The organism is Nocardioides sp. P4_G10, assembly GCF_056401175.1.
The window spans coordinates 79,688-95,795 of sequence record NZ_JBFUJV010000003.1 but is presented as its reverse complement, the minus strand read 5'-3'; the positions used below and the strand labels follow the sequence as shown (position 1 = coordinate 95,795).

17 protein-coding genes are annotated in these 16,108 nt (G+C 72.5%); 13 read left to right on the top strand and 4 right to left on the bottom strand.

Features of this window, described 5'->3' with window-relative positions; translation table 11 throughout:
- Window positions 1–83 precede the first annotated feature (83 nt).
- The 3 genes from hrcA to AC1DP1_RS05960 are packed head-to-tail and all read left to right on the top strand — an operon-like array spanning window position 84 to window position 3,019.
- Window positions 84–1,106: a heat-inducible transcriptional repressor HrcA gene (gene hrcA, locus AC1DP1_RS05970; RefSeq protein ID WP_457189971.1), complete on the top strand. Its 1,023-nt coding sequence runs from the start codon at window positions 84–86 to the stop codon at window positions 1,104–1,106.
- Window positions 1,103–2,272 carry a molecular chaperone DnaJ gene (dnaJ, locus tag AC1DP1_RS05965; protein WP_477506083.1) on the top strand — a complete coding sequence of 390 codons (1,170 nt, stop codon included), beginning with the start codon at window positions 1,103–1,105 and terminating at the stop codon, window positions 2,270–2,272. Before hrcA ends, dnaJ begins: the two co-directional genes overlap by 4 nt.
- Before the next feature lie 6 nt (window positions 2,273–2,278).
- Entirely contained in the window at window positions 2,279–3,019 is a 741-nt protein-coding gene (locus tag AC1DP1_RS05960) for a 16S rRNA (uracil(1498)-N(3))-methyltransferase (RefSeq protein ID WP_477506082.1), read from the top strand.
- 10 nt (window positions 3,020–3,029) lie between these two features.
- On the opposite strand, the gene AC1DP1_RS05955 is transcribed toward AC1DP1_RS05960, so the two are convergent.
- The 3 genes from AC1DP1_RS05955 to AC1DP1_RS05945 form a co-directional block, all read right to left on the bottom strand.
- Window positions 3,030–4,031 carry a GerMN domain-containing protein gene (locus tag AC1DP1_RS05955; RefSeq protein WP_477506081.1) on the bottom strand — a complete coding sequence of 334 codons (1,002 nt, stop codon included), beginning with the start codon at window positions 4,029–4,031 and terminating at the stop codon, window positions 3,030–3,032.
- A complete protein-coding gene (locus tag AC1DP1_RS05950) occupies window positions 4,028–4,558 on the bottom strand; it encodes a SigE family RNA polymerase sigma factor (RefSeq protein WP_477506080.1) in 531 nt (176 codons plus the stop codon). Before AC1DP1_RS05950 ends, AC1DP1_RS05955 begins: the two co-directional genes overlap by 4 nt.
- 77 nt (window positions 4,559–4,635) lie before the next feature.
- Window positions 4,636–5,619: a Gmad2 immunoglobulin-like domain-containing protein gene (locus AC1DP1_RS05945; protein ID WP_477506079.1), complete on the bottom strand. Its 984-nt coding sequence runs from the start codon at window positions 5,617–5,619 to the stop codon at window positions 4,636–4,638.
- A gap of 74 nt (window positions 5,620–5,693) precedes the next feature.
- Here AC1DP1_RS05945 and AC1DP1_RS05940 point away from each other — a divergent pair, with 74 nt between their 5' ends.
- From AC1DP1_RS05940 to era, 10 genes are all read left to right on the top strand, one after another.
- Complete coding sequence (locus tag AC1DP1_RS05940) at window positions 5,694–6,047, top strand: HIT domain-containing protein (protein WP_457189962.1); 354 nt, start codon at window positions 5,694–5,696, stop codon at window positions 6,045–6,047.
- Window positions 6,048–6,053: 6 nt separating this feature from the next.
- Entirely contained in the window at window positions 6,054–7,295 is a 1,242-nt protein-coding gene (locus AC1DP1_RS05935) for a hypothetical protein (protein WP_477506078.1), read from the top strand.
- A 107-nt stretch (window positions 7,296–7,402) separates the two neighbouring features.
- Window positions 7,403–8,431, top strand: coding sequence for a PhoH family protein (locus AC1DP1_RS05930; RefSeq protein WP_300051728.1), 1,029 nt, complete (start codon window positions 7,403–7,405; stop codon window positions 8,429–8,431).
- Window positions 8,428–8,889, top strand: a complete 462-nt coding sequence (ybeY, locus tag AC1DP1_RS05925) for an rRNA maturation RNase YbeY (protein WP_477506077.1) — start codon at window positions 8,428–8,430, stop codon at window positions 8,887–8,889. The genes AC1DP1_RS05930 and ybeY overlap by 4 nt, the downstream gene beginning before the upstream one ends.
- A 1-nt stretch (window position 8,890) precedes the next feature.
- Window positions 8,891–10,207 carry a hemolysin family protein gene (locus AC1DP1_RS05920; protein WP_477506076.1) on the top strand — a complete coding sequence of 439 codons (1,317 nt, stop codon included), beginning with the start codon at window positions 8,891–8,893 and terminating at the stop codon, window positions 10,205–10,207.
- 35 nt (window positions 10,208–10,242) lie between these two features.
- Complete coding sequence (locus tag AC1DP1_RS05915) at window positions 10,243–10,584, top strand: cytidine deaminase (RefSeq protein WP_477506075.1); 342 nt, start codon at window positions 10,243–10,245, stop codon at window positions 10,582–10,584.
- A gap of 142 nt (window positions 10,585–10,726) precedes the next feature.
- Window positions 10,727–12,013, top strand: a complete 1,287-nt coding sequence (locus tag AC1DP1_RS05910; RefSeq protein ID WP_477506074.1) for an FAD-binding oxidoreductase — start codon at window positions 10,727–10,729, stop codon at window positions 12,011–12,013.
- Window positions 12,010–13,317: a class I SAM-dependent methyltransferase gene (locus AC1DP1_RS05905; protein WP_477506073.1), complete on the top strand. Its 1,308-nt coding sequence runs from the start codon at window positions 12,010–12,012 to the stop codon at window positions 13,315–13,317. The genes AC1DP1_RS05910 and AC1DP1_RS05905 overlap by 4 nt, the downstream gene beginning before the upstream one ends.
- 20 nt (window positions 13,318–13,337) lie before the next feature.
- Window positions 13,338–14,120, top strand: a complete 783-nt coding sequence (locus AC1DP1_RS05900; RefSeq protein WP_477506072.1) for a siderophore-interacting protein — start codon at window positions 13,338–13,340, stop codon at window positions 14,118–14,120.
- Window positions 14,113–15,150 (top strand): GTPase Era, encoded by a 1,038-nt coding sequence (era, locus tag AC1DP1_RS05895; RefSeq protein ID WP_477506071.1) that lies wholly within the window; start codon window positions 14,113–14,115, stop codon window positions 15,148–15,150. Before AC1DP1_RS05900 ends, era begins: the two co-directional genes overlap by 8 nt.
- Window positions 15,151–15,153: 3 nt before the next feature.
- On the opposite strand, the gene AC1DP1_RS05890 is transcribed toward era, so the two are convergent.
- Entirely contained in the window at window positions 15,154–16,077 is a 924-nt protein-coding gene (locus AC1DP1_RS05890) for a LysR family transcriptional regulator (RefSeq protein ID WP_477506070.1), read from the bottom strand.
- Window positions 16,078–16,108: the final 31 nt, after the last annotated feature.

Genomic DNA, 16,108 nt, shown 5'->3' with positions numbered 1-16,108 from the left:
GACCGCGAGCCTACGGACTGCTAGTAGTCTTGGCACTCCGGGCGAACGAGTGCCAGAAACGCGACGTGCAGAGGAGTGGCTCGATGGTCGACGACCGCAAGCTCGACGTGCTCCGCGCGATCGTGGAGGACTACGTCGCGACGGAGGAGCCGGTCGGCTCCAAGGCGCTCGTCGAGCGGCACGGACTGGGCGTCTCACCGGCGACGGTCCGCAACGACATGGCCGCGCTCGAGGACGAGGGCTACATCCACCAGCCCCACACCAGTGCGGGGCGCGTCCCCACCGACAAGGGCTACCGGCTCTTCGTCGACAAGCTCGCCACGCTCAAGCCGATGAGCGCGGCGGAGCGCCGCGCGATCGCGACGCTGCTCGACGGGGCGGTCGACCTCGACGACGTCGTGCAGCGCTCGGTCCGGCTGCTCAGCCAGCTCACCCGCCAGGTCGCGATCGTGCAGTACCCGTCGCTCTCGCGCTCGACGGTCCGCCACATCGAGCTGGTGTCGCTCACCCCGACCCGGGTGATGCTGATCCTCATCCTCAGCACCGGTCGGGTCGAGCAGCGCCTCGTCGAGCTCGACGCACCCGTGGTCGACAGCGACCTCGCCGAGCTGCGGGTCGCGGTCAACCAGGCCAGCGTCGGCGTGCAGATCGCGGCGGCCGCCGTCGCGCTCTGCGACCTGCCCGACGGCGTACGCCCCGAGCAGGTCGACTCGGCCCGCGCGATCGTGGGCGTGCTCACCGAGGCGATGTCCGACCACCGCAGCGACGAGCGCGTCGCGGTCGGCGGCACCGCCAACCTCGCCCGCTACGGCGACTTCGACACCGCCGTCCGACCACTGCTCGAGGCGCTGGAGGAGCACGTCGTGCTGCTCAAGCTGCTGGGGGAGTCGGGGACCGATGCGCTGATGGTGCGCATCGGCCACGAAGGCCCCTACTCCGAGCTCGCGGCCACGAGCGTCGTGGCCACCGGCTACGGCCCGCAGGAGTTCCACCTCGGCTCCCTGGGCGTCGTCGGCCCCACCCGCATGGACTACCCCGGATCCATGGCAGCCGTGCGCGCGGTCGCGCGCTACGTCTCCCGGATCCTCGATGAAGGAAACCAGTGACACAGGACCCCTACGAGATCCTCGGCGTCTCGCGTGACGCGAGCGCCGACGACGTCAAGAAGGCCTACCGCAAGCTCGCGCGGCAGCTCCACCCCGACGTCAACCCCGACCCGGAGACGCAGGAGCGGTTCAAGGACGTCTCGCGCGCCTACGAAGTGCTGAGCGACCCCGGCAAGCGTGCGGCCTACGACCGCGGCGGCGACGCCTTCAGCCAGGGCTTCGGCGGTGCCGGCCAGGGCTTCAGCTTCACCGACATCATGGACGCGTTCTTCGGTGGCGGTGCCGCCGGTGGCGCGCAGACCCGTGGCCCGCGGTCGCGCGCCCGGCGCGGCCAGGACGCGCTGATCCGGCTCGACGTCGAGCTCGCGGAGGCCGGCTTCGGCGTCACCCGCGACCTCAAGGTCGACACGGCGCTGCGCTGCGAGGCGTGCGAGGGCCAGGGCACCGCGCCCGGCACCTCGCCGACCACCTGCGAGACCTGCCACGGCCAGGGCGAGGTCGCCGTGGTCCAGCGCTCGTTCCTCGGCGAGATCCGCACGCTCCGCCCGTGCGCGGCCTGCCGCGGCTACGGCTCGATCATCCCGGACCCCTGCCGTGAGTGCTCGGGCGACGGCCGCGTGCGCTCGCGCCGCACCCTGACGGTCAAGATCCCCGCCGGTGTCGACCACGGCACCCGCGTCCAGCTCACCGGCCAGGGCGAGGTCGGCCCCGGCGGCGGCCCGGCCGGCGACCTCTACGTCGAGATCCACGTCGAGCCGCACCCCACCTTCACCCGCCACGGCAACGACCTCCACACCACGATCTCGCTGCCGATGTCGGCGGCCGCCCTCGGCACCCAGCTCACGCTGCCGCTGCTCGAGGCCGACCTGCCCGCCTCGTCCGACGCGTCCTCGGAGACCGTGACGACCTACGACCTCGACATCCGCCCCGGCACCCAGTCGGGCAGCGAGCAGGTGGTCCGCGGGTTCGGCGTGCCGAGCCTGCGCGGCGGTCGCGGCGACCTCGTCGTCAGCATCGCCGTGGAGACCCCCACCCGTCTCGACCCCCGCCAGGAGGAGCTGCTGCGCGAGCTCGCGGCGATCCGTGGCGAGGAGCAGCCCGACGGCAAGAACGAGGCGCCGCACAAGTCGATGTTCGGTCGGCTCCGCGACGCCTTCCAGGGCTGAGCCCGGGTGTCGCTCCCGGTCCACCTCGTCGAGTCCCTGGACGGGGCGGCGCCCGGCACGCTCGTCGAGGTGACCGGCGACGAGGCGCACCACGCGGTCGCCGTACGCCGCCTCCGTGAGGGTGAGCAGGTCGTCCTCACCGACGGCCGGGGCACCTCGGCCACGGGATCGGTCGCGTCGACGGGCAAGCGGGTCTTCTCCGTCACGGTCGAGTCGGTCGCGCAGGAGGCCCGCCCGGAGCCGGCCATCACCGTCGTGCAGGCGCTGCCCAAGGGGGAGCGCGGCGAGCTCGCGGTCGAGGTCCTCACCGAGGTCGGCGTCGACCGCATCGTGCCGTGGGCGGCGTCGCGCTCGGTGGCTGTCTGGAAGGGCGAGCGAGCGACGAAGTCGCACGCGAAGTGGCAGGCCACCGCCCGCGAGGCGGCCAAGCAGTCGCGCCGCTCGTGGCTGCCCACCGTCACCCCGCTGGCCTCCACGGCCGACCTCGCAGCCCTCGTCGCGGAGTCCGACCTCGCGCTGGTGCTGCACGAGGACGCCACCCTGCCCCTGGGTGCGCTGGTGGTCCCCGAGGCAGGCCGGATCGTGCTCGTGGTGGGACCGGAGGGCGGCATCAGCCCCGACGAGCTGGCGGTGCTGGCCGACGCCGGCGCGCACGTCGTACGCCTCGGTGCCGAGGTGCTGCGCACCTCCACCGCCGGTGTCGTCGCCGTCTCCGCGGTGCTCGCCCGCACGTCGCGCTGGGCCTGACGCGCCGGGGCTAGTCGACGATCGTGATCCGCCGGGTGTCGGAGTCGGTCGTGCCGTCGGAGTTCTCGACCGTCGCGATCACGTCGTACTCACCGGGCTGGAGGTCGTCGCTGCTCAGGCCCAAGCTGAAGGAGCCGGCGGGATCGCTCGTCTGGTTGAGAGTGAAGCTCGCGGGTCCCAGAACCACAGCGGTGCCCCTCCTGCGCTGCACTCGCACCGTGACGAGGTCGTCGGCGCTGGTGGCACGGCCGCTGACCCAGACGGTTCCGTCCGCGCGCACCTTCTGGCCCTCGGAGGGCTCGGAGAGCGACACCGGCGCCAGCACGTCGAGGTCGGGGGATCCCGTCAGCGGCGCCGTCGTCGGCACGCCGAGGACCGTGTCGGTCACCTGTTGCTCGATCTGCACGTCGACGGGCACCTTGCCGCGGCCGGAGACGGCCTGGGCGGTCCGGACGAGCTGCTCGAGCGCGAGGCGGGCGTCCTCCTCGCTCATGTCCGCGGGTCGCTCCACCGGAGCGCCCTCGAGGCTGACCGTGATCCCGTCCGGTCTGTCCGACCACTGGCGGAGGACCACGCCCTCGGGCCAGAGGGAGCGGTAGTCGGGGTCGAGCGCGTCGCCCCGGAGGGCAGCATCGATGCCGAGGACGACTCCCGAGTCCGCATCGAGGTCAGGCCGGAGCTCGCGGAAGAGCCGCGGACCTGCTGCGGTGTCGCCCACGAAGTACACGTGCACCGGACGGCTCGTCCCTTGCCCGTCGGTCACGGTGTTGCCTGAGGTCGGCGGCGGGCCGGCGGGGTCGGGGCCTGTCGTCCGGGGTGCACCGCCAGTGCTCAGGGCGAACGCCGTCACCACCGACGCAGCCACCAGCCCAGCGCCGCCGGCAGCCCACCACCCGCGACGCGTACGACGACCATCGGGCGCGGTGGCGGCGCGGATCGCGTCCAGCCGGTCGCCCGGCTCGATGTCGTCAGCGACCTCGTGGAGGAGGTCCCGGATCTGCAGGTCGTTCATGAGGGGTCCTCCCACCAGTCGCCGAGCAGGTCGCGCAGGGCCGCGCTGCCGCGGAATGCGTGTGACTTGACGGCACCGCGCGAGACGCCGATCGCGTCCGCGATCTGCGCCTCCGACCAGTCCAGGTAGTAGCGCAGGACGAGCACCTCGCGCTGCCGCTCGGTGAGCCGGAGCAGCGCCTCGCGGACGGCGTCGCGGCGGGCGCCGCCGACGGACGGCCCGTCGACGGTGCCCTCGCCCGGAGCGGTGGCTCGCACGTGGCGCTCGACGACGGCCCGGTGCCGCAGGGCCGATCGGGAGCGGTTCACCACGGCCTGCCGCAGGTAGGCGAGCGCCTTCTCGGGGTCGCGGAGCCGCGACCACTTGCCGTGCATCGCGACGAAGGCGTCCTGGACGACGTCCTCCGCGGCCTGCTGGTCGTGGACGAGCAGGGCGGAGAGCCGGACGAGCTGGCGCCAGTGGGCGGCGTACAGCTGCTCGACCGCGACGTCTGCGTCCACGCCGACGAGGCTCAGGTGGTCAGGCACCGGAGTCCTCCCTCGGCGGGGTCTGGTCTGGAGGGTCACGGCAAGGTGACGCCCCAGCGGGCGGTCCGGTTGACGCCTCAGCCGACGGTGATCGTCTTCGTGTCGACGGCCGGGCCGGGGCCCTCGGTGCCTCCGGTGGGGTCGTCGGTCTCGCACTGGACCACGACCTCGCCGGCGACGTCGCCGAGCGGCAGGTCCACCTCGAACGGGAACAGCCGGTTGCCCATCCAGCCCGCTGACTGGTAGCCCTCGAGCGCGATCTCCTCGCCGCCCTGCAGGAGTCGGCACGGCCCGCTGGCCTCGAAGGAGTTGGCCACCCCCGTCACGGTCAGGGTGTCGCCGCTGACGGTGTCGCCCTCGGCGGGCGAGGTGATGTTGACGAGGTTGAGGGTGCGCAGCGCCCCGGCGGCCTCGAACGGCGTCCCGGTCGGGAGCCCGAAGAGCGGTGCGCCGCCCTCGCGTTGCACCTGCACCGGCACGCGCTCCTGCTGCACGCCCTGGAGCGTGTAGACGAGCTGCTGGACGGCGAGCCTGGCGTCGCGCCGCGACATCCCGTCGGGGCGCTCGGTGAACCCGTCGGAGGGGATCTCGACCAGGAGGACCCCGTCGGTCGCCTGGACCGAGCTGATCTCCACGCCGGGCCAGAGGGTCCGGTAGTCCGGGTCGCCGGGCTGGCCGCCGCCGGCGACGAGCCGGGCGGCCTCGGTCAGCGGGTCGCCCTCGACGCGCTGGAACTCGCGGAACAGGACGGTGCGTCCGCCGGGGCCGTCGCCGGCGAAGTAGACCGGGACAGCGGTGCCGGATGCCGCCGGCTCCGAGGGGGACCCCGACTCGGCGGGTGACTCGGTCGGGGACGCCGAGTCGGACTCCTGCCCGGCATCGGACCCGGTCTCCGAGGGCTGCGGCTCCTCGGTCGCCGTGCCCGTGTCGTCGGAGACCGGCGTCGGGTCGTCGCTGCACCCGGCGAGGGCCAGGCTGCTCGCCACGACGACGGCCGCGGCGCCCGCCCAGCGTCGTACGGCGCGGGCGCGAGCCGGTCGTGGAGTGGAGGGGAAGGTCATGATCGCCACGGTAGTGCGAGGCGCGGGTGCCGCTTCCAGTCCCACGCCGCGCCGCCAGAGCCTAGGGTGGCGCCATGAGCGAGACGGCCCCCGACTGCATCTTCTGCAAGATCGTCGCCGGCGAGGTCCCGGCCGACGTGCTCGGCCGCAACGCCCACGCCGTCTCGATCAAGGACCTCAACCCGCAGGCGCCGTTCCACGCCCTGGTGATCACGGTGGACCACCACGACAACGCCGCCGCCTCCGCGGCCGCCGACCCGGCCAGCATCGGCCACCTGGTCGCCCTCGCCGACGAGGTCGCACGGGAGTCCGGCAACGCCGACTACCGGCTCATCGCCAACACCGGCACGGGCGCCGGTCAGACGGTGTTCCACACCCACCTCCACGTGCTCGGCGGCTCGCCGCGGATGTCCGAGACGCTGGTCTGAGCTGCCATGCACCTCCTGCCGTCCCGCACCCGCCCCGTGCTCGCGGCCCTGCTCGCCGCCGGGCTCCTCGCCCTGTCCGCCTGCAGCGGCAGCGACGGCTCCGGTGAGGCGGACCAGACCGCCACCCAGCCCGCGGACTCCCCGACGAGCGCCTCCACGGCCGACGCCGAGGAGGCCGCACAGAAGGGGCAGGCCGGGCACAGCGGCCACTACGCCGAGCGGGCGAAGTCCCGACGCCTGCGCGCGGGGGAGACGCGTACGACGATCGCGATGCCCGGCGAGTACACGCCGTCCGCGCCCTACGGCACCGGAACCGACGACTACCGGTGCTTCCTGCTCGACCCCGAGCTCGACAAGGACGCCTGGCTCACCGGCACGCAGGTGCTGCCCGGCAACCCCGACGTCGTGCACCACGTGATCCTGTTCCAGGTCCCGCCGCGACAGGTCGCCGCCGCCGAGGCCAAGGACGCGGCCGAGGACGACGAGGGCTGGACCTGCTTCGGCGGCACGGGGCTCGACCGCTTCCAGAACGTCGACCGGTCCTCGTGGATCGGCGCGTGGGCCCCGGGGAGCAAGGAGTCGGTCACCAAGCCCGGCTACGGCGTACGCCTGCGCAAGGGCAGCCGGATCGTGATGCAGGTCCACTACAACCTGCTCGCCGGGCAGCAGCCCGACACCTCGGCCGCCCAGCTGCGCCTCGCACCCGGCACGCGCGACTACGAGGCGCTCAGCACCATGCTGCTGCCCGCGCCCGTGGAGCTGCCGTGCCGGCCGAAGCACTCCGACGGAGAGCTGTGTGACCGCGACGCGGCGCTCGCCGACGTCAAGGAACGCTTCGGCGCGGAGGGCAACACCGCCGACCTCCTCCACCTCCTGTGCGGCGGTGAGCCACGCGCCGGCGAGGTGCAGTCGTGCGTGCGCACGCTGTCCGAGCCGATCACCATCCACGGCGTGGCCGGGCACATGCACCTGCTGGGCCGCTCCCTGAAGATCGAGGTCAACCCGGGCACCCCGCAGGCGAAGACCATCCTCGACATCCCCGTCTGGGACTTCGACGACCAGGGCAGCCGCCCGATCACCCCGATCCGGCTCGAGCCGTTCGAGCAGGTCAAGGTGACCTGTCGCCACGTCCAGTGGCTGCGCGACAGGCTGCCCTCCTTCGAGGGCCAGCCCGACCGCTACGTGGTGTGGGGCGAGGGCACGACCGACGAGATGTGCCTCGGGATGCTGCAGGTCACCCGCCCCTGACGGCCTGACGTGACCGGCCTCCCCTCGTCAGGTGGGCCGCGCGTGGCCGGCTCGGTAGCATGGTGGGGCTCTACCACCGACCCGGAAGGCCGCCCGCACGGGCATCCATGACTGCGACGAACCAGCCAGGCTCCTCCCAGGAGCGACCGACCCACACCGTGGTCGTCCCCAACAGCATCGACATGGTGTCGGTCCTGGGCCCGGGAGACGAGCACCTCCGGCTGATCGAGCGGGCCTTCGACGCCAGCGTCCACGTCCGTGGCAACCGGATCACGCTCGCCGGCGAGTCGGCCGAGGTCGCCACCGCCGAGCGCCTCCTCGACGAGATCGTGACGCTGGTCCGCACCGGCCAGGGCGTCACCGGCGAGACGGTCGAGCGGATCATCCAGATGCTGCGCACCGAGACGCAGGAGCGCCCGGCCGACGTGCTGAGCCTCAACATCCTGTCCAACCGCGGTCGCACGATCCGCCCCAAGACGGTCAACCAGAAGCGCTACGTCGAGTCGATCGACCAGAGCACGATCACCTTCGGCATCGGCCCGGCCGGCACCGGCAAGACCTACCTGGCGATGGCCAAGGCCGTGCAGGCGCTGCAGGCCAAGGAGGTCAACCGGATCATCCTCAGCCGCCCGGCCGTCGAGGCGGGCGAGCGGCTCGGGTTCCTGCCCGGCACGCTCAGCGAGAAGATCGACCCCTACCTGCGCCCGCTCTACGACGCGCTGCACGACATGGTCGACCCAGAGACGATCCCCAAGCTGCTCGCCGCCGGCACCATCGAGGTCGCCCCGCTGGCGTTCCTGCGCGGCCGGTCGCTCAACGACTCGTTCATCATCCTCGACGAGGCGCAGAACACCACGCCCGAGCAGATGAAGATGTTCCTCACCCGCCTCGGCTTCGGCTCGCGCATCGTCGTCACCGGCGACACCAGCCAGGTCGACCTGCCCTCCGGCACGAAGTCGGGCCTGCGGGTCGTCGAGGGCATCCTCGACGGCGTCGACGACATCACCTTCTGCCGCCTCACCGGCACCGACGTGGTCCGCCACCGCCTCGTCGGTCGCATCGTGGAGGCCTACGAGGTCTTCGACTCCGACAACGAGCGCCCCGGTCCGAAGAAGACCGAGCGGAGTCCCCGATGAGCATCGAGGTCCTCAACGAGTCGGGTCTCGACGTCGACGTACGCCGCCTCTCCCGGCTGGCGCGCTTCGTGATGGACGAGATGCGTGTGCACCCGCAGGCCGAGCTCTGCATCAAGGCCGTCGACGAGGACACGATCGCCGAGCTCAACGGCCAGTGGATGGAGAAGGAGGGTCCCACCGACGTGCTGGCCTTCCCGATGGACGAGCTGCGCCCCGGCAAGGTCAACGAGGAGCCCGAGGAGGGCGTGCTCGGCGACCTGGTGCTGGCTCCCTCGGTGGCCGAGCGGCAGGGCGAGGAGGCCGGGCACGGACGCGAGGCCGAGATCGACCTGCTGACCGTCCACGGCATCCTCCACCTCCTCGGCTACGACCACGCCGAGCCCGAGGAGCACGCGGTGATGTTCGGGTTGCAGGGCGAGCTGCTGGAGAAGTGGCGCGCGTCGGCCGAGCCCGTCTGACATGACTGCTGACATCTGGCAGCTCGGCTCGGCCGCACTGCTGGTCGTGCTCGCCGGGCTCTTCTCGGCCGCCGACGCCGCCCTCGGCGGCTTCTCGCGCGCCCGTGCGGAGGAGCTCAAGGCCGAGGGACGGCCCGGCGCGGTGCGCCTGGTCAAGCTCCTCGACGACCCCGCGCGCTACCTCAACACCGCGCTGCTGATGCGCCTGCTGTGCGAGATCAGCGCGATCGTGCTGGTCGCGACGTGGGCGCGCGACGCCTACCAGGGCTCGCCCGTCCCGACGTTCCTCACCACGATCGGCGTGATGCTGGTCGTTTCCTTCGTCGTCATCGGCGTCGCCCCGCGCACCATCGGCCGCCAGCACGACGTGCGCGTGGCGCTGGCGTCGGCGGGCCCGCTCTCCCTCGTGACCACGATCCTCGGCCCGATCCCGGCGCTGCTGATCCTCCTGGGCAACGCGATCACGCCCGGCAAGGGCTTCAGCGAGGGCCCGTTCTCGACCGAGACCGAGCTGCGCGAGCTGGTCGACATGGCCGAGGCCGGCGCGATCATCGAGTCCGGCGAGCGCAAGATGATCCACTCGGTCTTCGAGCTCGGCGACACCATCACCCGCGAGGTGATGGTCCCGCGCCCCGACGTCGTCTACATCGAGCGCCACAAGAACATCCGCCAGACGCTGTCGCTCTTCCTGCGCAGCGGCTACTCCCGCATCCCGGTCATCGACGAGAACCTCGACGACATCGTCGGCATGGCCTACCTCAAGGACCTCGTCCGCCGCGACTTCGAGGCCCCCGACGTCGAGTTCACCCAGCGCGTCGACGAGGTGATGCGGCCGGTCCACTACGTCCCCGACTCCAAGCCGGTCGACGCCCTGCTCACCGAGCTGCAGGCCCGTCGCCAGCACATCGCGGTGGTCGTCGACGAGTACGGCGGCACCGCCGGTCTGATCACGATCGAGGACGTGCTGGAGGAGATCGTCGGCGAGATCACCGACGAGTACGACGCCGAGGAGGTCGAGGTCGAGCACCTCGAGGGCGGCGCGATGCGGGTGTCCTCGCGCTACCCGGTCGACGACCTCGACGAGCTGGTCGGCTTCGACGTGGAGGACGACGACGTCGACAGCGTCGGCGGACTGATGGCCAAGCACCTCGGCAAGGTCCCGCTCCCCGGCTCCGTCGTGGAGTGCCACGGCCTGCGGCTGGAGGCCGAGCGCGCCACTGGTCGACGCAACAAGATCGAGACCGTGCTGGTGACCGTTCTCGCGCCGGAGTCGGACGCCGCCGCCGACGACACCTCGGTGACGTCCGCCGGCCGCTGACGGGCGCCGAGCGGGCCGCTCACTAGGGTTCTCGCATGACCAACCACGCCGTCGACCTCAGCGCCGAGGACGCCAAGCTGGTGACCCTCGCCCGAGCGACCCGGGCCCGGGCGCGCACCGACGAGGGCGCCGCCGTGCGCGACCTCGACGGCCGCACCTACGCCGCCGCCAGCGTGCGCCTCGCGCACCTCGACCTGTCGGCGCTCGACGTGTGCGTGGCGATGGCCGTGTCGTCCGGCTCGGCCGGTCTCGAGGCCGCTGTCGTGCTGGCGGACGGCGTACCCGCCCTCGACGCCGTACGCGACTTCGCCGGAGCCGGCGTGCCGGTGCACCTCGGCGACGCACGGGGCGCGATCGCCCGTTCGCTCGCCACCTGAGCCACTGGACTGCAACCTGCTCGCGTGAGCGGGCCGGGATCGCTAGCGTGGAGGGGTGCGAACGGCTGTTGGTCGCGAGCAGCATGCTGCTGGGGAGGCGAGACTCAGGGAGTCCTACGCCGCCCTGCCTGCGGGTGCGCCGGTGCGACTGGCGAAGCGCACCAGCAACCTGTTCCGTGGCCGGTCGGCGTCACAGGCCGGCCTCGACGTCTCCGGGCTGACGGGTGTCGTCGAGGTCGACGGCGACGTTGCCGAGGTGCAGGGGATGTGCACCTACGAGCACCTCGTCGAGGTGACGCTCGCGCACGGCCGCATCCCGCTGGTCGTGCCGCAGCTCAGGACGATCACGCTCGGCGGCGCGGTCAGCGGCCTGGGCATCGAGTCGACGAGCTTCCGCAGCGGCCTGCCGCACGAGTCGGTCCTCGAGATGGACGTGCTCACCGGGGCCGGCGAGGTCGTCACGACCAAGCCGGGTGACGAGCTCTTCGACGCCTTCCCCAACTCCTACGGCTCGCTCGGCTACGCGACCCGGCTGCGGATCGAGCTCGAGCAGGTGCCGTCGTACGTCGCCCTCCGGCACGTCCGCTTCCCCGACGCGACGACGCTCGCCGAGGCCGTCGTCCGCGTGGTCGAGGAGCGGGCCTGGGCGGGGGAGCGCGTCGACGCGGTCGACGGCGTCGCGTTCGCCCCCGACGAGCTCTACCTCACCCTCGCGCGGTGGACCGACGACCCCGGGCCGACCAGCGACTACGCCGGCCAGCAGGTCTTCTACCGCTCGCTGCAGCAGCGGAGCACCGACCGGCTCACCGTGCACGACTACCTGTGGCGCTGGGACACCGACTGGTTCTGGTGCTCACGCGCCTTCGGCGCCCAGCACCCGCTCGTGCGACGGGTGTGGCCGCGACGGCTGCGGCGCTCCGACGTGTACTGGAAGCTCGTCGCGCTCGACCGCCGCCTCGGGGTCGCCGACCGGCTCGACCGGCGCGCCGGTCGTCCCCAGGGGGAGCGCGTCGTCCAGGACGTCGAGGTCCCCGTCGAGCGGCTCCCCGAGTTCCTGGCCTGGTTCGACCGGGAGATCGGGATGCGCCCGGTGTGGCTGTGTCCACTGCGGCTGCGTCGCGAGGCGGACGGCTCCGGCGACCGGCCCTGGCCCGGCTACCCGCTCAGCGCCGAGACGACCTACGTCAACGTGGGCTTCTGGGGCATCGTCAACGTCGGCCCGGACGCGCCCACGTCCCCGCGCAACCGGGCGATCGAGGCGAAGGTCTCCGAGCTCGGCGGCCACAAGAGCCTCTACTCCGAGGCCTTCTACGCGCAGGCGGAGTTCGACCGCCTCTACGGCGGGGACCACCTGGCCCGCGTCAAGGCCGTTCACGATCCCGACGGCCGACTCACGTCCCTCTACGACAAGGTGGTGCAACGACGATGACCTTCCACACGGACCCGGGCTCGCGACCCCGCCCACCGTCGCGCCTGAGCATCGGCGACGCGATGGACCGACTGGTGTGGGGCGGGCTGCCGCTGCACTTCACGGCGTACGACGGCAGCAGCGCCGGTCCTCCGGACGCCGAGGTCGGGATGCAGCTGCGCACCGAGCGCGGGCTCGCCTACCTGATGACGGCGCCCGGCGACCTCGGCATGGTGCGGGCCTACGTCAGCGGCGACCTCCAGCTCTCGGGGGTCCACCCCGGTGACCCCTACGACGCGCTCGTGCTCCTCAAGGACCACACGAAGTTCCGGGTGCCGGCGCCGCCCGAGGCGGTGCACATCGCCCGCAGCCTCGGCCTCACGCACCTGCGGCCACCGCCCCCGCCACCCCAGGAGCACCTGCCCCGCTGGCGGCGCGCGGTGGAGGGGCTGCGGCACTCCATGACCCGCGACGCCGAGGTCATCTCCCACCACTACGACGTGTCCAACCGGTTCTACGAGCTGGTGCTCGGGCCGTCGATGGCCTACACCTGCGCTGTCTACGAGACGCCCGACATGAGCCTCGAGGAGGCGCAGGCGGCGAAGTTCGAGCTCGTCTGCCGCAAGCTCGACCTGCAGCCCGGCCAGCGCCTGCTCGACGTCGGCTGCGGTTGGGGGAGCATGGTCCGCCACGCCGCGCGCGAGCACGGCGTGCGCGCGTTGGGCGTGACGCTGTCGCTGGAGCAGGCGCAGTGGGCCAAGGAGGCGATCGACCGCGAGGGCCTCGCTGACCTCGCCGAGGTGCGCCACCTCGACTACCGCGACGTCGTCGAGTCCGGCTTCGACGCGGTCAGCTCGATCGGGCTCACCGAGCACATCGGCGTGCGCAACTACCCCGCCTACTTCCGCCACCTCCGCGACCGCCTGCGGCCCGGCGGACGCCTGCTCAACCACTCGATCACCCGGCGGCACAACCGCCGGACGGAGACGGGTCACTTCATCGACCGCTACGTCTTCCCCGACGGGGAGCTGATCGGCTCGGGCACGATCATCCGGGCTGCGCAGGACCAGGCCCTGGAGGTGCAGCACAGCGAGAACCTGCGCCTGCACTACGCCGCCACGCTGCGCGACTGGAACCGCAACCTCGTCGAGCACTGGGACGAGTGCGTGGCCGAGGTCGGTGAGGGGACGGCCCGCGTGTGGGGCCTCTACATCGCCGGCTCGCGCGTCGGCTTCGAGCGCGACGAGGTCGAGCTGCACCAGGTGCTCGCGACCCGCAACCACGACGACGGCCGCTCCGACTTCCCGATGCGCCCCGACTGGTGAGCCACCGATAACCTCAGTGGGTGAGCACCCGTGCAGCCCAGTTCCAGGCGACCGTGCGTCGCCGCGAACCGCTCTCGGACCACCTCGTCCGGCTGGTCCTCGGTGACGTCGACGGCTTCACCTCGACCGGGATCGCCGACGAGTGGGTCGGCCTCGTCGTGCCGGGGCAGTTCCAGAGCCGCTACTACACCGTGCGGTCCTTCCGGGACGGCGAGCTCACCCTCGACGTGGTGGTCCACGACGTCGGCCTGGTCACCGAGTGGGCGATGCGCGACTGCGTCGGCGACACCGTGACGATCACCGAGCCCAAGGCGTCGTTCGACCCGCCGCCCGGGGCGTCCTGGCTGCTGCTCGTCGGCGACCTGACGGCCATGCCGGCGATGGCCCGCATCGCCGAGTCCCGTCCCGACCTGACGACGTACGTCATGGCGGAGGTGCCCGACGACCTGTCCGGCTACCTGCCCGCCGGCGTCGACGTCACCTGGCTGGCCCCGCCCGCGCCCGGGCAGAGCGCGCTGGCCGAGGTGGTCGCGGGCATCGAGTGGCCCGAGGGCGAGGGCTACTTCTGGATGGCCGGCGAGTCCGCGCAGATGCGCGCGATCCGCAAGCACCTGATGCGCGAGGTCGGCCTCCCGACCAGCCACTACGACGTGATGGGCTACTGGCGCGCCACTGCCGCCCGTCAGCCGCGCGCGGTCGACCCCGGACCGATCTGGCGCGCGGGCAAGGCGGCAGGCAAGACTGACGAGCAGATCTGGGCCGACTACGACGCTGCCCAGACCGAGGAGGCGAACGATGGCTGACGACGACGACAAGGACCTCGAGCTCGAGGACGAGGTCGACGAGGACGACGACGAGCTGGACGACGACTTCGACCTGTCCGGCGTCGCGCCGGCGAGCGCCTTCTACGAGGCGCCCGAGGGCTACCGCAGCGGCTTCGCGTCGTTCGTCGGGCGTCCCAACGCGGGCAAGTCGACGCTGACCAACGCGCTCGTGGGCCAGAAGATCGTCATCACGTCGTCCAAGCCGCAGACCACCCGCAACGTGGTGCGCGGCATCGTCCACCGCGACGACGCGCAGCTGATCCTCGTCGACACCCCCGGCCTGCACCGTCCCCGCACCCTGCTGGGGGAGCGGCTCAACGACCTGGTGCGCACCACGTGGGCGGAGGTCGACGTGGTCGCCGTGTGCTTCCCGGCCAACGAGAAGATCGGGCCCGGCGACCGCTACCTCGTCGGCGAGCTGGCCAAGGTGCGGCGTACGACCCGCATCGCCGTCGCGACCAAGACCGACCTGGCGACCCCCGAGCAGCTCGGCCAGCACCTGCTCGACATCGCAGCGCTGGGGGTCGAGACCGGCACCGAGTGGGCCGAGGTCGTGCCCGTCTCCGCGGTGGCGGGCGACCAGGTCGACCTGCTGGCCGACCTGCTCGTCGGGCTGCTGCCGGAGGGGCCGCCGCTCTACCCCGACGGCGACCTCACCGACGCACCCGAGGAGGCGCTGGCCGCCGACCTCATCCGCGAGGCCGCCCTCGAGGGCGTGCGCGACGAGCTGCCGCACTCGATCGCGGTGGTGGTCGAGGAGATGGGCCTGCGCCAGGGGCGTCCCGACGACAAGCCGCTGCTCGACATCGTGGCCAACCTCTACGTCGAGCGTGACTCCCAGAAGGGCATCATGATCGGCCACAAGGGCTCGCGCCTGCGCTCGGTCGGCACGGCCGCGCGCCTGCAGATCGAGGCGCTGCTCGGCACCCCGGTCTACCTCGACCTGCAGGTCAAGATCGCCAAGGACTGGCAGCGCGACCCGCGTCAGCTGCGCAAGCTCGGTTTCTGACCCCTACCCGCGGTCCGGGCGGCGCTCCTGCTCGGCGAGGGCCCCGACCAGCGCCTCGACGAGGCGACCGACCGCCGGCCGGCGCGAGGTCGACGCGCGGTGGACGGCCAGGAAGCGACGCGTGGGGACCGGTCCGCGCAGGGCCACGACCCGCACCGTGTCCGGCAGGGCGGGACGGCCCAGTCGCGGCAGCACCGCCACGCAGAGCCCCGCCGACACCAGGGCGAGCTGCGAGGCGTACTCCTCGGCCCGGAAGTCCACGCGCGGGTGCTCGGTCGCGGCGCCCAGCATGTCGAGGATCCACCGGGTGCAGATGCTGTCCGAGACGTCGGTGACCCACACGTCGTCGACCGTCTCCGAGAGGGCCACCGTCCGCCGGCCTGCCAGGCGGTGCGTGGCGGGGACGACCAGGTCGACGGGGTCGTCGGCCAGGTGCACCGACTCCAGGCCGGCAGCGAGCGTGGTGCGGTCGTGCACCCAGTCGTGGACGACCGCCACGTCGACGTACCCGCCCGCGACCGCCTCGAGGCCCAGGTCGGGTGCGAGCTCCCGGAGCCGGATGCGCAGCTCGGGTGCGGCCTCGGCCAGCGACCGCAGCGCGGGCGCGACGACGCCGCGGACCGCCGAGGGGAAGCACGCCAGGCTCAGCGACCCCGTCAGCCCACCGGAGAGGGCCTCGAGCCGCCCCCGCGCCTCCTCCTCGGCCGCCTCGACGGCGACCGCGGCATCGACCAGGACGAGGGCGGCGTCGGTGAGCACGACCCCGCGACCGACGGGCTCGAGGAGTCGAACGCCCGCCTCGCGCTGCAGCTTGCCGATCTGCTGGCTCACCGCCGAGGACGTGTAGCCGAGCTCGCGCGCCGCGGCCGTGACCGAGCCGTGGCGGTGGACGGCGCGGAGGAAGACGAGCCGGGACAGGTCGATCATGTAGCAACGCTAACCAGTCGTGCCGCGTGAT

Coding starts and splice junctions, on each gene's coding strand:
- hrcA (WP_457189971.1), top strand. CDS start 84: ATGGTCGACGACCGCAAGCTCGACGTGCTCCGCGCGATCGTGGAGGAC.
- AC1DP1_RS05955 (WP_477506081.1), bottom strand. CDS start 4,031: ATGAACGACCTGCAGATCCGGGACCTCCTCCACGAGGTCGCTGACGAC.
- AC1DP1_RS05920 (WP_477506076.1), top strand. CDS start 8,891: ATGACTGCTGACATCTGGCAGCTCGGCTCGGCCGCACTGCTGGTCGTG.
- AC1DP1_RS05940 (WP_457189962.1), top strand. CDS start 5,694: ATGAGCGAGACGGCCCCCGACTGCATCTTCTGCAAGATCGTCGCCGGC.
- era (WP_477506071.1), top strand. CDS start 14,113: ATGGCTGACGACGACGACAAGGACCTCGAGCTCGAGGACGAGGTCGAC.
- ybeY (WP_477506077.1), top strand. CDS start 8,428: ATGAGCATCGAGGTCCTCAACGAGTCGGGTCTCGACGTCGACGTACGC.
- AC1DP1_RS05905 (WP_477506073.1), top strand. CDS start 12,010: ATGACCTTCCACACGGACCCGGGCTCGCGACCCCGCCCACCGTCGCGC.
- AC1DP1_RS05930 (WP_300051728.1), top strand. CDS start 7,403: ATGACTGCGACGAACCAGCCAGGCTCCTCCCAGGAGCGACCGACCCAC.
- AC1DP1_RS05915 (WP_477506075.1), top strand. CDS start 10,243: ATGACCAACCACGCCGTCGACCTCAGCGCCGAGGACGCCAAGCTGGTG.
- AC1DP1_RS05890 (WP_477506070.1), bottom strand. CDS start 16,077: ATGATCGACCTGTCCCGGCTCGTCTTCCTCCGCGCCGTCCACCGCCAC.
- AC1DP1_RS05935 (WP_477506078.1), top strand. CDS start 6,054: ATGCACCTCCTGCCGTCCCGCACCCGCCCCGTGCTCGCGGCCCTGCTC.
- AC1DP1_RS05945 (WP_477506079.1), bottom strand. CDS start 5,619: ATGACCTTCCCCTCCACTCCACGACCGGCTCGCGCCCGCGCCGTACGA.